Raw genomic sequence first — 13,472 nt, 5'->3', positions numbered from 1 at the left:
TCATATTAGATAATACGAAGCCTCTTCTTCTTAAAATTAAGAGGCTTTGTATTTCAATATAAAAGTATTTTCAACTAAAGTTCCAATACCAGACTCTTGTAAATAAATCCCTTATCCCCGCTTAAAAGTTCTATGTGTGCCCAATCATTTGTATACCCTAATAATGACAAGGTATCATTCCGTTTTACTTCTCCTAACTTTATGCCCACAACCTCTGGGGCATTTCTATAATTGGCAATTGCTGCCGATACTTTTATAAATTTAGGTGCGCTCAATACCCTTTTTATATCAGGTCTTTCTGTCTTCTTCACGAACGGAAGCGGATCAATAGCCCCTTGACCGGATTTATAAATTCCAAAATGTAAATGTGGTGCAGTAGTACGGGCATTTCCCGTATTTCCTACCAGGCCCAAAGTATCACCTATTGTTACTCTATTACCGGTTGATACCAATATACTATCCAAATGAGCATAATAAAGCGATTTACCAAAGAGTCCCGCTTTTAACCAAACCTGTTTACCACCTAATCCTTTTTCGCCAGTAGCGCTTACCATACCATCAACCGCTGCAACTACCGGTGTTCCCCTTTCTGCAAAAATATCAATACCCTCATGACTACGTGCTCCACCCCCTCTAACCGCGCCCCAAAAACTTTGAATGGCTTTATTGTCCTTTCCGAGCACGGGAAAACCAAAACTAGGCGATGTATACATTTGAAAGGAAAACATTCCTTGTGAGTTCAATTCCGGTTGAATGGTAATTTTATAAATTCCGGTTTCATAAATAGGCACTTTCGCATGATGTTCTCCCAACTTATTATGAAATTCATCTGTTAAACTACTATCTGGGTTGACCTTTATGAGATTAATAAAACTTCGTATTCCCAATACATTGTTCTCAACCTCAACATTCAATACCTCGCCTTCATTCAAGTACATATTATAACTATAAACTGTAATGCGATCTTTAAAATATTGACCTTGCTCGGCATAAGGAAGGCGTATTTGAAGACTATCGGCTTTTGCCAATTTATACGCCTGTTGCCAGGTATTAAAACGTAACGAATCTAAATTTTCAAATTCTCGTGCATAAAGCTCTCTTGCCGTTGGTTGTACAATGACATCGGTAACTTTTCTTATTTGCTTACAGCTATAAATCATTACCATAAACAGTAGAAAAATACATGCTTTGATTTTTGAACTTAAACTCATTTATTCTATGTATAGCTATTATTACAAATGAAAAATCGGACCTTATCAGGGTCCGATTTTCATTTTATTTCATTCAATTACTTCTTTAAAAAAGAAATCAAAATTTCATTCAATTCGTCAGGGTGTGTTACGTTTAGCCCGTGTGGAGCACCTTCAATTACTTCAAGAGTGCTATATTTTATGCCATCATGTGCTTGTTTTGCGGAAGTTTCTATAGGTACTGTTGCATCGGCATCACCATGTACAATTAATGTAGGTACGGTAACATTTTCAAGCTCTGGTCTAAAATCTGTATGCATCCATGCCAACGCAGCCTGTATAGTAGCTCTAGGTGAAGCAAAAGAGGCAATGGTAAAATCATAGTCTAACTGCGCCTGACTGATTCTTTCTCCTTTATTTTCTTCAAAATTGTAGAAACCTTTACTGAACTCCTTTAAGAAACCCACCCTATCTTTTTGAAGAGCATCAATAATACCTTCCAAGGCATCTTCTGGCACTCCTGATGGATTATCCGGTTTTTGTTTTACCAATGGTATAATAGAGCTGATCAATGCTGCTTTTGCTATTCTACTAGGACCATAATCCGTTAAATAGCGTACAACTTCACCACCTCCCATTGAAAAACCAACAATAATTGCATCCTTTAGTTCCAGCTCTTCAATAATAGCGTTTAAGTCACTTGCCAATGAAGAATAATCATAGGCATCCCATGGAGATGAAGAAGTACCAAAACCTCTACGATCATAAGAAATACACCTAAAACCTTCTTCTACTATTTTCCAAACCTGTTGTTCCCATGATTTTCTGCTCAACGGCCAACCATGAATTAATATTACCGGTTGTCCGCTACCGTAATCCTCATAAAATATATCTACTTGTTCTTTTGCTTTTGTATTTGTTATAAAGGGCATATATGTCTATTTTAAATTCACTTCTAAGATATTTAAGATTAACGAATTTACTTAGCGTTAAAGGTGAAATTATTGGTTCAAAAAACGGATATTTATAACCATCTTTTGAATTCAATATATTTAAGACCATATGTTTATACCAGAACACTATAAGAACACAGACGTCAAAGAAATACATGATTTCTTAAAAAATAACAGTTTTGGTATTTTGATCAATACTATTGAAGGTAAACCTTGGGGAACCCATATTCCTTTAGAACTAAGTAAAAATGAAATGGGTAATGACATTTTGGTGGGACATATTGCCAAAGCCAATTTACAAAGCAAGAACCTTAATAACGGGGATCAGGTGTTATGTATTTTTAATGGACCGCATAGCTATATTTCTTCATCTTGGTACCAGCAAGAAGAAGTACCAACATGGAACTATATTGCAGTACATGTTTATGGTACCGTAAAAATTCAGACATCCGATGAATTATTGACCTCTCTACATGCTCTAGTAGATAAGTATGAGCAACAATCTGAATATCCTGTTTCACTGAACAACATGTCTAAAAAAACAATGAGACAGGTAACTGGCATCATTGGTTTTGAAATTGAAATCAATGATATACAGGCTGTAAACAAACTATCTCAAGGAAGAAGCCATGACCACCCAAAAATTATCTCTGAGTTAGAAAAACAAGGTGCATCTGAAAAAGCGGTTGCAGAAGAAATGAAAAAAAGATTGCTTGAATAAGTTAGTGTTCAAGCTAACATTTAAACCTTTAGAGTTGCCATCCTTTGTGCCTTTCAAGTAATTTTAACTTGAATTTGAACACCCTTAAAATATCTTATGATGCGTGAAGAAGTAACAATTTTTGATTTCAATAAAACCAGCAACCGAAAACAATGGGATTTGGTCAATGATGAAGTTATGGGTGGTATTTCCATGGGGCTTCTTCAAATTGATGATGATGGTAACGGTGTTTTCAGTGGTCATGTATCATTGGAAAACAATGGCGGATTTTGCCTAATTAAGCATGATATAAATCGCATATCGGTTGAAAAATACTCATCTTTCGTTATCAAATTAAAGGGTGATGGTAAAAAATATGCCTTTAGATGTAAATCTGGCGAACATCAACGCCATACTTATAGCTATAGTTTTAAGACTACCAAAGATTGGCAAACTATCCAAATACCTTTTAAAGAAATGGAAGCGGTATTTAGGGGCGATAACTTAGAACTGCCAAATTACCATGGGGATTTTCTGGCTCAAATTGCCATTATAATAAAAAACGGAGTAGCCGAAGACTTCACCTTAAAAATAGATAGTATTAAAATAGTTTAGGCAAGCAAATAAAATAATAAATTATGAACTAATCCCCGTTGATTTTAGTCATTTTTATTTTACTAATTTTTAGGTAAGTTTAGATAATCAACCACCAACAATATGATTTATCAACTTACATCTTTAAAGAGATTGATTGTCCCTTTTAAAGTAGATGCACTCTTACCAAATATCTTCATTTTAATTCCAAGGGTATTTACGGGCTATCTTCTCGCATTCGTATTTGCCATCAACAAATTTGGCACTCCCTGGACACCTAAATCAATGAACCTTCAATTATTTGAAGTATCAGATTGGTTTGTAGAATTAACCAAGGATTTTGGATTACCATTTTCTTTAATGCCAGAAGTTTTTGCTTGGTCTGCCGGCTTAACCGAAGCATTGGGCGGTATTTTACTGTTATTAGGTCTTAATACCAGAATTACAGCTTTTTTTATTACTACAACAATGTTCATTACTATTGCATTTAGACCGTGGGACCAATCTTGGAACATTATGCCCACTTTTATGTTTTTCTGCTTAGGTCTATTTTTTATGGGTTTTGGCTCTGGGAAATTTGGATTAGACTACCTCATTACCAAACGCTAGATGGTTGATATTTTTATATCGGCATTAAATTACGACAATTGGGTGCTACAATAAAACAATTGGGTAATCTACTTTTTCAAAAAATACAGGTTTAAAGCACCTTTGAAGTAATCAATTAATCTTTAAAACCTTTAAAAATGAAAAAGTTACTATTCTCTATTATCGTATTAGCCATGAGTTTAACCATGAATGCTCAAAATAGTGAAGGCATTACATTAACAGTAGTTATTGAAAATGTTTTAAACAGTGAAGGACACGTATTAAGCGGACTTCATAATGAAGACACCTTTATGAAAGCAGAAGGCATAAAAACAAGTAAAGACAAAGCGGAAGCTGGAGAATTGGTATTGACCTTTGAAAATATTCAACCTGGTGATTATGCATTTTCTGTATTGCACGATAAAAACGACAATAACCGAATGGATTTTGCCACTAACGGAATGCCAACGGAAGATTATGCCATGAGCGGTAATTCAATGCCCATGGGCCCACCGACATTTGCAGATTCTAAATTTACGGTTTCCACGGAAGACCTTGAATTAAGGTTGCGTTTCTAACATAAAAATAACTTACATATAGTTCTTGTAATAGGTCATGATAATGGTTTTTAGTAATTTTAAAGCTTTAAACTATACACATGACCATTACTCAATTACAATATGTTCTAGCGGTTGCAGAGCACAAGAATTTTACCTTAGCAGCAGAGAAAAGCTTTGTAACACAACCTACATTGAGTATGCAGGTACAAAAACTTGAAGATGAGCTAGATATACTATTATTTGATCGTAGCAAAAAACCGATAACCATTACTGAAGTGGGTAAAAAAATTGTAGATCAAGCAAAGAATATCGTAAATGAGGCTGCACGTATAAAAGATATTGTAGAGCAAGAAAAAGGATATATTGGCGGAGATTATGTTCTGGGAATTATCCCAACGATAATGCCTACTTTATTGCCTATGTTTCTTAAGAATTTTATTCAGAAATATCCCAAGGTAAATCTAATCATCAAAGAACAAAATACAGAAAGTCTTATTCAAAATATTGAAGATGGCCACATAGATGCTGCAATTGCAGCAACACCTTTAGAAGTAGATTTCATTACAGAAAGACCTTTATATTATGAGCCATTTGTTGGCTATGTTCCTATGGAGCACCGCTTGGGCAAAAGCACTAAAATAACCCCGGATGATTTAGATATTGAAGATATACTGTTATTACAGGATGGTCATTGTTTTAGGGAAGGTGTCCTAAATTTGTGCAAAGCACCAAAAATTGGAGGAGAACACTTTAGCCTACAAAGCGGTAGTTTTGAAACACTTATTAACTTATCTAATGAAGGTTTAGGTATGACATTACTTCCATATTTAAATACACTTGAGCTTGACAGTTCAAAGAAAAAGAATTTAAAATATTTTAAGGACCCATCACCGGCAAGGGAGGTAAGTCTAATATACCATAAAAAGGAACTTAAAGTTCAAATTACGGAAGCCTTAAGAGATGTTATTACTGGCATTGTTCGCGGTGCCATTGCATTTCAAGATGTAAAGATTATTAGTCCGCTCACTAAGTAAAGTACCTCAGGGCAAGCCCGTGAGGCACTCAAAGGAAACTAACTTATAAATTCGAGGTAAGCCTCGGGATATTATACCCTTTGGCGGTGCCAATAAATTTATTGTTTCATAAATCTGTATAGACATCCTTCTATGCATATGCCAGGGTAAGAAGGTGAAAGTGTTAAGCTAGTCTTGCTACTGTTAAAATCTGCCGTAAAACCTAATGTATCTTTTTCCCCTTCGGTAATAAAATACAAATAAAGTTCTGGCGCTATTATTTCATAACTACCTGTATTCAAAGTCTCCTTATCAAAGTTGGTTCTTTCATAATTACCGAATTCATCAAAAATATACCGATAACCCTCATCAACATCTTGCCATTCGGTAGCTCCACCAGGACTTACGTAAGATTCTGTCAAAAGCCACTCTCCCACTAAACTAGTATCGTCTACTGGCGTATTGTCAAATTCCGTGTCATCATTTTGACATTGCATTAAAAAGAGCAAACTAATGGCAACAAATATTCTAGTAATCATCATACTTTTTTAAATAAGACTCACAAAACACCAATTGGTTGCTTAAAAAAAAAGAGCCACTTTACGTGGCTCTTACTTATGCTTTTAAATAAACTAAACTTTGTTTTAACTCTGGTTTATCCGTTATGAAACTTTCTAACCAGATTTTCAATTCTTCTACCTCTTCAGGTAATAACGTCTTTAAGGCTTTCTTTAACTCCTTACAAAAAAGCAAGGTATCAAAACTAACCTTTTTAAGTACTGTTTTACTATACTCTAGCATAGACTTAGACATTTTGTTGTTAGATTAATAGGTTTTGTTGTTGCATAAAGGTAAACAGAAATACAGAATTAATATTGTATACAAAAAGTTAAAGTAATACTCTTCGTGTTAAAATTTTATGGGTATCATAAGATTTCTATTTTGTACTTTCGAATTCATGAAAAACTTGGTTTTAATTATTGTACTTATTTTTCTTGTATCCTCTTGTGGTTCAAAAAAATCTCTCATTAAGAAAAATTTAGACCAACGTCTAACATCCGCTTTTTATGAAAATCAGTTCACAGGTGTTTTAGTAATTGATGCAAATTCTAAAGACACCATTTATAACCTTAATGATCATAAGTATTTTACCCCTGCGAGCAACACCAAAATTTTCACACTTTTTACCGCTATAAAAACACTCCCGGACCAAATACCTGCATTGCAATATATTGATCGTAATGACACCTTGTATTTTGAAGGCACAGGCGACCCATCATTCCTACATCCTTATCTAAAAGATTCTACCGCATTTAAATTTCTAAAAAGTAAAAGGAATTTAGTATTCGCAACAGATAATTTCATGGATACCAAATTTGGACCAGGTTGGGCATGGGACGATTATCAGTATTATTATTCACCTGAGCGCAACGCTTTTCCGCTGTATGGCAATGTGGTAATGATGTACAAGAATACATCACTTTTGGTTTCGCCTACATACTTTAAGGATAGTATTTTACAAATTAGAAATACCAAAAACCGTAAGGAGACTTCGAACCTATTTTTTTACCCACCCAATTATGCTGACACTTTAGAAATACCTTTTATTATAAACACCCTCAACACAAAAGCCATTTTAGAGCAAGCATTGAACAAGCCTATTTTTAACAGGTCTAAAATGCCCATTGGAACAAAACAAACTTTACCTGGAATTCAGGCAGATTCACTCTACATTAGAATGATGCATGAAAGTGATAATTTCATTGCAGAACAATTATTGGTTCTAGCTGCCTCTACATTAAAGGATACTTTGAATAGTGATTTAGCTAGAGAATATATCCTAGAACATGAATTAAACCAATTAACGCAAACTCCAAGATGGGTAGACGGCTCAGGTTTATCTCGCTACAATCTGTTTACCCCACAAAATATGGTGCACGTTTTAAACGAATTATTTGTTCTTGTACCCAAAGAACGATTATATTCCATTTTTCCTGCCGGTGGATTATCAGGAACCCTCAAGAATAGATTTAAAGGTGTAGACCAACCGTATATTTTTGCCAAATCGGGCAGTTTAAGCAACAATTACTGCTTAAGCGGTTATTTACTGACAAAATCTGGTAAAACGCTTATCTTCAGTTTTATGAATAACCATTATAAAAACGCTACCAGTGACGAAAGAACCCAACTTGAACTTATGCTACAAACACTAAGGGACAACTATTGATCATAAAACATCTGTTGATACATGTTTTGCATATTTCTCTTTAAGTAATTGCATTTTTGGCGTAATGTGTGTTTTGCAAAATGGCTTTTCGGTATCTTTAAAATAGTAATTTTGAAATCGTTCTTCTGAGGCATTAAATGCCCCAAATGGTAATATCCCTGTAATAATCGGCTCTTTAAATTCCAATTGTAACGCTGACAATAGCTCTTTCAAAACAGCTTGTTCATTATTCATAAAATAATAAATACCAGACCTATACTTATGGCGCATTGAATGATTCTGGGTACTTCTATGAGTATCTAAATGAATGGCAACTAAATCTTTTAGCGCTATTAAATTAGGATAATAGTACACAATTACAGCTTCTGAAAAATTTTCAGGATCTTCTTTAGGTGCTATAAAACCCTGTTCTACCTTATGTACATCTTTTAAAGCCATAAAAACGGCCTCTGTGCACCAATGGCAACCACCACCAAACCCTATTTTAAAGAGATTTTGCATACCTATTTGTCGATAAACCGTGCCTAAACTAACCCATTCAATTTTGCATATTGTAATAACATAATTGTCTTGGCATCCTTAATTTCCCCCTTTGAAACCATGGTGATAGCTTCATCAAAATTCAATTCTAAGACTTCAATGTTTTCGGTTTCATCTTCTGCGCCACCACCATCACTTACCTTCATACTATCATCATATTCTCCCACAAAAAGAAACAGCTCTTCGGTAACTGAACCGGGCGACATGTAGGTTTGAAAAACTTTTTCCACATTATTGATCTTATATCCGGTTTCTTCCTCAGTTTCCTTTCGTACACAATCTGCAGGGTTATCGCCATCTAAAAGCCCGGCACAAACTTCGATCATCATTCCGTCTTTATTACCATTAACATAGGTAGGCATTCTAAATTGCCTGGTAAGAACCACAGTCTTTTTTTTAGAGTTATACAGTAAAATGGCAGCACCATTACCCCTATCATAAGCCTCTCTTTCCTGGGTTTCCCAACTACCATCTGGCTTTTGGTAGTCATAGGTGTATTTATTTAAAATATACCAATTATCAGAAAGTATTTCTCTTTTTACATTCTTTATGCCTCCATTTTTCAAATCAATAGCCGTTTTAAATTGCGATTATAAAGATAAAGCAGTACGTTTTAAAATGTGAAGAAATAAACTAGGTCTTTCCAATACTTACATTAATAGCTTAGAAAAGGTTATTTAGCAAAAACTCTTGTTAATATGCCCTATGAACCAGTATCTTTTCATGACAAACCAAACAACCTTTGATTTTGAAGCATTTATACCTTTACGCTGTTCTGTTACTTAGCTTAGCTACTTCTTGCAATAAAGAAAAAAAAGATACTGAAACTAAAAACTTACCTAAGATTGCCATTGCCGGTTTGGGCATTGAAAGTAGCACCTTTTCACCTGCCCTTTCTACGGAGGAAGCCTTTCATGCTAAAGTAGGTGATTCGGTTTTTACAAGATATCCCTTTTTACAGCCAGATTCTATAAATAGAAAAAGAGCGCAATGGGTACCAACACTTGTGGGGAAATCGCTACCGGGTGGAACGGTAACGCGAGAAGCCTACGAATCTTTGGTTGGCAAAAGTTTGAAAATGCTAGAAGAAAACAAACCATATGACGGACTCTTTTTTGACATACATGGCGCAATGAGCGTGGTTGGGTTAGATGATCCTGAAGGTGACCTTATAATGCGTATTCGTGAAGTAATAGGTGATGGTGTACTTATTTCTACATCTATGGATTTGCACGGTAACGTATCTGAACGATTGGCAAAACATACCGATTTAATAACGTGCTACCGTATGGCACCGCATGAAGATGCTATTGAATCTAAAAGAAGAGCGGTTACTAATTTAATTGACCGACTTGAAAGTGGCAAAGGTAAACCCGCCTTTAAGGCTTGGGTACCTGTACCTATTTTATTACCCGGAGAAAAAACAAGTACGCGTATAGAGCCCGGTAAGAGTTTATACGAAAAAGTTCCTACCGTTGCCAATCAAGAAGGTGTTATTGATGCCGCCATATGGATCGGCTATGCCTGGGCAGATGAACCCCGTAACCACGCCGTTGTTATGGTGACCGGAGATGATAAGGAAAAAGTTGCCGAAGGAGCAGAGAAATTGGCACAAAATTTTTGGGATGTGCGTAACGAATTTGAATTTGTTGCACCTACTACCACGCTAGACGAAAGCTTAAAACTTGCTTTGGCCAGTGAAAAGAAACCTTACATGATCAGTGATATGGGCGATAACCCTACTGCTGGTGGTGCAGGTGATGTAACTTGGACATTGAAAGAGCTTTTGGTCAGACCGGAATTTAAGTCTAAAAACGGAACCTCTCTTATTTATGCATCTATACCAGGACCTGAGTTTGTAGAAAAGGCGTTAGAAATAGGAATTGGTGGTAAAATTAAAGCTGAAGCAGGCGCTGCCGTCGATGATAGATTTGCAGGACCCCTAACGTTAGAAGGTACCGTTACCGCTATTAAAGAAGGTGATGTAAACGCTGAGATAGAAGTAGTTGTTAAGGTTGGTAATATTGATGTCATCGTGACCAAAAAACGCAAACCCTACCATCTTTTAAGTGATTTTACCAATTTAGGTTTGGACCCTAAAAACACTGATATTGTAGTCGTAAAAATTGGCTACTTGGTCCCTGAACTTTATGATATGCGTGGCGATTGGACCATGGCACTTACTCCTGGCGGAGTGGACCAAGATTTAAATAGATTAGGTTATAAGAGAATTAAAAGGCCTATGTTTCCATTGGATAGCACTATGGCACAGCCTGATTTAAAACCTAAGTGGATTCCGGCAGCGGATGCGAAATAATTACACGGTAATGGCCTTATTCAAATAACGCCTAAATGGTAGCATTTCTTTATAAGCTGCTATTAATTCATCATCAAACTTAGCTTTGTTGGTTTCCTTAGTACTAAACTCTTGGAATACGGCAAAGGTTTTGTTTTTAAGCAATTCTATATGTTTATGATCTTTGGCGAACCCCTTAGGTGCATTGGTCAGTTTAGCATCTTCATAGAGGTCACCAAAACGGGTTTTAAAAGATTTCTTATTTAATATTTTCACCAATTCTTCTCCATCATAATCAATGGCTTCACGAACACTACGCAATACTTTTGGCTCCGGTCTCCATAATCCTCCCGCAAAAATGCAACGGTCTATACCCAACTCAAAATAGAAATCGGCAGTTTTTGGTTTCTTGTCAAACCCCGCTCCTAAATGGTCTTTATAAATAGGTTTATTGGGATGAAACATAAGATTATTATTGATACGATTTATTCCCTTTTTACCTGGAGTATCATAGTACTCGTCATCAATATCCGATAGTCTCCTATTCATACTATTTAACCAGTCTATATATTCATCCCGTACCTGTTTGTACCATTTACGATTGGCATCCATCCATTCCTTTGAATTGTTTTGCTGTAATTCTTTTAAGAAGTCTATCTGATTTTTGAAACTCATATACTCGTTGATCGTTGATCGTTGCTGGTTGTTGGTTGTTGGTTGCTACTTGTTGGTTCTTGGAAAATTAAAATACAAACTCAAGCTCAAAAATCAAATTCAAGTCCAAATTCAAATTCAAATTTACATCCAAATTAGAGCTTCATACTTCCTATTCAAACATAATACATCAGAACTTTACAAAATATCCTCATAAATTAGTCCATACTCTTTTTCTTAATACTTAGTACTATCTACTTAATACTCTGTTCTTTGTACCTTGTACCTTGTCCATAATTCTTAAAACCTGTTATCACCACCAACAATATCTCCTAAAGTCCCAAGAATACTACCTTCTCCTTTATCTTTTCCTCCTCTTGGTATAGAAGCTAGAACTCTACCTGCTAAACGACTGAAAGGTAAGGACTGAATATAGACTGTGCCGGGTCCGCGAAGGGTTGCGAAGAATAAACCTTCACCACCAAAAACCGTATTACGAATACCACCAACGAATTCTATATCATAGTCCACATCTTTTGTAAAGCCAACAATACATCCCGTATCTACTTTTAGTACCTCACCAGGACCAAGGGTTTTCTTTGCCAACGTACCACCTGCATGTATAAAGGACATTCCGTCTCCTTCAAGTTTTTGCATAATAAAACCTTCACCTCCAAAAAGTCCACGACCTAATCTCTTAGAAAATTCAATACCGACAGATACACCCTTTGCAGCACATAAAAAGGCATCTTTCTGACAAATAAAGCGTCCGCCCATTTCAGAAAGGTCAATTGGCAAAATTTTACCCGGATATGGAGAGGCAAAACTTACCTGTTTTTTACCTTGACCAATATTTAAAAATGCCGTCATAAATAGACTTTCTCCCGTAAGCATACGTTTACCTGCCGAGAAAATTTTACCAAGAACACTATTATCTTGATTGCTACCATCACCAAAAATGGTATTCATTTTAATATCGGTATCCATCATCATAAAGCTTCCTGCTTCGGCTACTACTGCCTCTTGCGGATCTAACTCTATTTCAACATATTGCATTTCTTCTCCAAAAATCTCGTAATCTATTTCGTGTGCGTTCATGTGTATATTGTTTTTGATTGATGCTAATTAGTTGCTAGCAGAAGTACTTTTGTTACAACTAAACCGAATTATTTTAAAAGAGATTTTAAAAATTCTTCGGTCTTTTGCGAGCCAATGAGGTATTTTTCACCATTGGTAAGTATAATAGCTACTCCTTCCCCACCCTTTACATTATAGACGGTACCGTACTTTTTAGTTTTTCTGATACCATACCCTACAAAATCATAATTAACGATCTGTTGTTCTACTACTTCATTTAAATCAATGACTTTACTAAAAAATAATAGATGACGAATTTTTATATCCTTATCTGAAACCACTACTTTAAGTTTTGATAATGCCAAAAATAATATGGTAGCTATATAAACCAGGACGCAGATAAATTGAACAATAGATAACCTACCCGATATCCATGAAATGCTAATATTACCGGAAGCATTAGGAATTTGAGCTGTACATAAACTTATAATAGTTATTACCTTACCTATTACAAATAATAGTATTGGAGCAAGTATGATCAACCACAACCACCATTGGGTAAACTTCTGAGTCTCTTTGAATCTTATTGCTCTTTTCATTGAAACTACTTTTTCTGTTTCAACCTTACCGTCCATTCAAAATCAAAAGTACTTACCATTACCCCGTCTTCATTAACACCAACAGATTTCATCCAAATGGTTTGTCCTTCTCCTGTTGCAATGGTCTTTTCCAAAGCTTCTTTAATTAAGTGTCCGTCCTCACAGGTAAACGTTATTTTACCGGTAGCTTTTTTAGAAAAGTTAGCCTTATTATTAGCGACCAACATAGAAATCTTCTTTCCTGTTGCTTCAATTTGGTCTATCATCATTGCTCCGGTAGATAGTTCCGCAGCCATACCCTGTACTGCCCAAAACATAGAATTAAACGGATTCTGATTGATCCAACGGTGGGTAACGGTCACTACAGACCTATTTTTATCTATTTCTCTTAAACGTACTCCGCACCACCAAGCTGCAGGTAGTTTAAAAAATGAAAACATATTGAATTTACTAGCTGTTACCGCCATATTGTCTATTTATT

General features: G+C 35.6%; 17 protein-coding genes. 7 read left to right on the top strand and 10 right to left on the bottom strand.

The window, feature by feature from the left end; genetic code table 11:
* Nucleotides 1-74 precede the first annotated feature (74 nt).
* The gene (locus tag I600_RS16255) at nucleotides 75-1,211 is read right to left on the bottom strand and encodes a M23 family metallopeptidase (protein WP_058105618.1); all 1,137 of its coding nucleotides are present in this window, start codon (nucleotides 1,209-1,211) and stop codon (nucleotides 75-77) included.
* 77 nt (nucleotides 1,212-1,288) lie between these two features.
* Complete coding sequence (locus I600_RS16250; protein ID WP_058105617.1) at nucleotides 1,289-2,122, bottom strand: alpha/beta fold hydrolase; 834 nt, start codon at nucleotides 2,120-2,122, stop codon at nucleotides 1,289-1,291.
* Between the two features lie 130 nt (nucleotides 2,123-2,252).
* Between I600_RS16250 and I600_RS16245 the strand changes: the two genes are divergently transcribed.
* The 5 genes from I600_RS16245 to I600_RS16225 all read left to right on the top strand — a co-directional run bounded on the left by I600_RS16245 (nucleotide 2,253) and on the right by I600_RS16225 (nucleotide 5,619).
* Nucleotides 2,253-2,864 carry an FMN-binding negative transcriptional regulator gene (locus I600_RS16245; protein ID WP_058105616.1) on the top strand — a complete coding sequence of 204 codons (612 nt, stop codon included), beginning with the start codon at nucleotides 2,253-2,255 and terminating at the stop codon, nucleotides 2,862-2,864.
* Between the two features lie 96 nt (nucleotides 2,865-2,960).
* Nucleotides 2,961-3,458: a CIA30 family protein gene (locus I600_RS16240; protein WP_082643011.1), complete on the top strand. Its 498-nt coding sequence runs from the start codon at nucleotides 2,961-2,963 to the stop codon at nucleotides 3,456-3,458.
* Nucleotides 3,459-3,560: 102 nt separating this feature from the next.
* Nucleotides 3,561-4,046 carry a DoxX family membrane protein gene (locus I600_RS16235; RefSeq protein ID WP_058105615.1) on the top strand — a complete coding sequence of 162 codons (486 nt, stop codon included), beginning with the start codon at nucleotides 3,561-3,563 and terminating at the stop codon, nucleotides 4,044-4,046.
* Between the two features lie 137 nt (nucleotides 4,047-4,183).
* Nucleotides 4,184-4,603 (top strand): DUF2141 domain-containing protein, encoded by a 420-nt coding sequence (locus tag I600_RS16230; RefSeq protein ID WP_058105614.1) that lies wholly within the window; start codon nucleotides 4,184-4,186, stop codon nucleotides 4,601-4,603.
* Between the two features lie 80 nt (nucleotides 4,604-4,683).
* Nucleotides 4,684-5,619 carry a LysR substrate-binding domain-containing protein gene (locus I600_RS16225; protein WP_058105613.1) on the top strand — a complete coding sequence of 312 codons (936 nt, stop codon included), beginning with the start codon at nucleotides 4,684-4,686 and terminating at the stop codon, nucleotides 5,617-5,619.
* Between the two features lie 98 nt (nucleotides 5,620-5,717).
* On the opposite strand, the gene I600_RS16220 is transcribed toward I600_RS16225, so the two are convergent.
* Nucleotides 5,718-6,140, bottom strand: a complete 423-nt coding sequence (locus I600_RS16220) for a hypothetical protein (RefSeq protein WP_156894513.1) — start codon at nucleotides 6,138-6,140, stop codon at nucleotides 5,718-5,720.
* A 73-nt stretch (nucleotides 6,141-6,213) separates the two neighbouring features.
* On the bottom strand, nucleotides 6,214-6,411 hold the full coding sequence (locus tag I600_RS16215; protein WP_058105611.1) for a hypothetical protein: 198 nt from the start codon (nucleotides 6,409-6,411) through the stop codon (nucleotides 6,214-6,216).
* Nucleotides 6,412-6,556: 145 nt separating this feature from the next.
* Here I600_RS16215 and I600_RS16210 point away from each other — a divergent pair, with 145 nt between their 5' ends.
* Complete coding sequence (locus I600_RS16210) at nucleotides 6,557-7,825, top strand: D-alanyl-D-alanine carboxypeptidase/D-alanyl-D-alanine-endopeptidase (RefSeq protein ID WP_058105610.1); 1,269 nt, start codon at nucleotides 6,557-6,559, stop codon at nucleotides 7,823-7,825.
* Here the strand turns inward: I600_RS16210 and I600_RS16205 are convergent, their stop codons facing one another.
* Both I600_RS16205 and nudK read right to left on the bottom strand, forming a co-directional pair.
* Nucleotides 7,826-8,326, bottom strand: a complete 501-nt coding sequence (locus tag I600_RS16205; protein ID WP_058105609.1) for a peptide-methionine (S)-S-oxide reductase — start codon at nucleotides 8,324-8,326, stop codon at nucleotides 7,826-7,828.
* A gap of 23 nt (nucleotides 8,327-8,349) precedes the next feature.
* Nucleotides 8,350-8,931 (bottom strand): GDP-mannose pyrophosphatase NudK, encoded by a 582-nt coding sequence (gene nudK / locus I600_RS16200; RefSeq protein ID WP_058105608.1) that lies wholly within the window; start codon nucleotides 8,929-8,931, stop codon nucleotides 8,350-8,352.
* A gap of 182 nt (nucleotides 8,932-9,113) precedes the next feature.
* On the opposite strand from nudK, the gene I600_RS16195 reads away from it, so the two are divergent.
* A complete protein-coding gene (locus I600_RS16195) occupies nucleotides 9,114-10,682 on the top strand; it encodes a M81 family metallopeptidase (RefSeq protein WP_209439207.1) in 1,569 nt (522 codons plus the stop codon).
* Here the strand turns inward: I600_RS16195 and I600_RS16190 are convergent, their stop codons facing one another.
* The 4 genes from I600_RS16190 to I600_RS16175 all read right to left on the bottom strand — a co-directional run bounded on the left by I600_RS16190 (nucleotide 10,683) and on the right by I600_RS16175 (nucleotide 13,458).
* Complete coding sequence (locus I600_RS16190; RefSeq protein WP_058105607.1) at nucleotides 10,683-11,336, bottom strand: DUF2461 domain-containing protein; 654 nt, start codon at nucleotides 11,334-11,336, stop codon at nucleotides 10,683-10,685.
* 279 nt (nucleotides 11,337-11,615) lie between these two features.
* Nucleotides 11,616-12,413: a TIGR00266 family protein gene (locus I600_RS16185; protein WP_058105606.1), complete on the bottom strand. Its 798-nt coding sequence runs from the start codon at nucleotides 12,411-12,413 to the stop codon at nucleotides 11,616-11,618.
* A gap of 68 nt (nucleotides 12,414-12,481) precedes the next feature.
* Nucleotides 12,482-12,991 (bottom strand): hypothetical protein, encoded by a 510-nt coding sequence (locus tag I600_RS16180; RefSeq protein ID WP_157490923.1) that lies wholly within the window; start codon nucleotides 12,989-12,991, stop codon nucleotides 12,482-12,484.
* A gap of 5 nt (nucleotides 12,992-12,996) precedes the next feature.
* A complete protein-coding gene (locus I600_RS16175) occupies nucleotides 12,997-13,458 on the bottom strand; it encodes a DUF4442 domain-containing protein (RefSeq protein WP_058105604.1) in 462 nt (153 codons plus the stop codon).
* Nucleotides 13,459-13,472 lie beyond the last annotated feature (14 nt).

The organism is Maribacter dokdonensis DSW-8 (assembly GCF_001447995.1).
Classification (GTDB): domain Bacteria; phylum Bacteroidota; class Bacteroidia; order Flavobacteriales; family Flavobacteriaceae; genus Maribacter; species Maribacter dokdonensis.
The sequence above is the reverse complement of the archived record's forward strand: the minus strand, read 5'-3'. Positions and strand labels throughout refer to the sequence as shown.

Bases quoted from the DNA above. Each gene is read 5' to 3' on its own strand.
- I600_RS16250 (WP_058105617.1), bottom strand. From the start codon at position 2,122: ATGCCCTTTATAACAAATACAAAAGCAAAAGAACAAGTAGATATATTT.
- I600_RS16215 (WP_058105611.1), bottom strand. From the start codon at position 6,411: ATGTCTAAGTCTATGCTAGAGTATAGTAAAACAGTACTTAAAAAGGTT.
- I600_RS16240 (WP_082643011.1), top strand. From the start codon at position 2,961: ATGATGCGTGAAGAAGTAACAATTTTTGATTTCAATAAAACCAGCAAC.
- I600_RS16225 (WP_058105613.1), top strand. From the start codon at position 4,684: ATGACCATTACTCAATTACAATATGTTCTAGCGGTTGCAGAGCACAAG.
- I600_RS16205 (WP_058105609.1), bottom strand. From the start codon at position 8,326: ATGCAAAATCTCTTTAAAATAGGGTTTGGTGGTGGTTGCCATTGGTGC.
- I600_RS16235 (WP_058105615.1), top strand. From the start codon at position 3,561: ATGATTTATCAACTTACATCTTTAAAGAGATTGATTGTCCCTTTTAAA.
- I600_RS16255 (WP_058105618.1), bottom strand. From the start codon at position 1,211: ATGAGTTTAAGTTCAAAAATCAAAGCATGTATTTTTCTACTGTTTATG.
- I600_RS16190 (WP_058105607.1), bottom strand. From the start codon at position 11,336: ATGAGTTTCAAAAATCAGATAGACTTCTTAAAAGAATTACAGCAAAAC.
- I600_RS16185 (WP_058105606.1), bottom strand. From the start codon at position 12,413: ATGAACGCACACGAAATAGATTACGAGATTTTTGGAGAAGAAATGCAA.
- I600_RS16180 (WP_157490923.1), bottom strand. From the start codon at position 12,991: ATGAAAAGAGCAATAAGATTCAAAGAGACTCAGAAGTTTACCCAATGG.
- I600_RS16210 (WP_058105610.1), top strand. From the start codon at position 6,557: ATGAAAAACTTGGTTTTAATTATTGTACTTATTTTTCTTGTATCCTCT.
- I600_RS16220 (WP_156894513.1), bottom strand. From the start codon at position 6,140: ATGATGATTACTAGAATATTTGTTGCCATTAGTTTGCTCTTTTTAATG.
- I600_RS16230 (WP_058105614.1), top strand. From the start codon at position 4,184: ATGAAAAAGTTACTATTCTCTATTATCGTATTAGCCATGAGTTTAACC.
- I600_RS16175 (WP_058105604.1), bottom strand. From the start codon at position 13,458: ATGGCGGTAACAGCTAGTAAATTCAATATGTTTTCATTTTTTAAACTA.
- I600_RS16245 (WP_058105616.1), top strand. From the start codon at position 2,253: ATGTTTATACCAGAACACTATAAGAACACAGACGTCAAAGAAATACAT.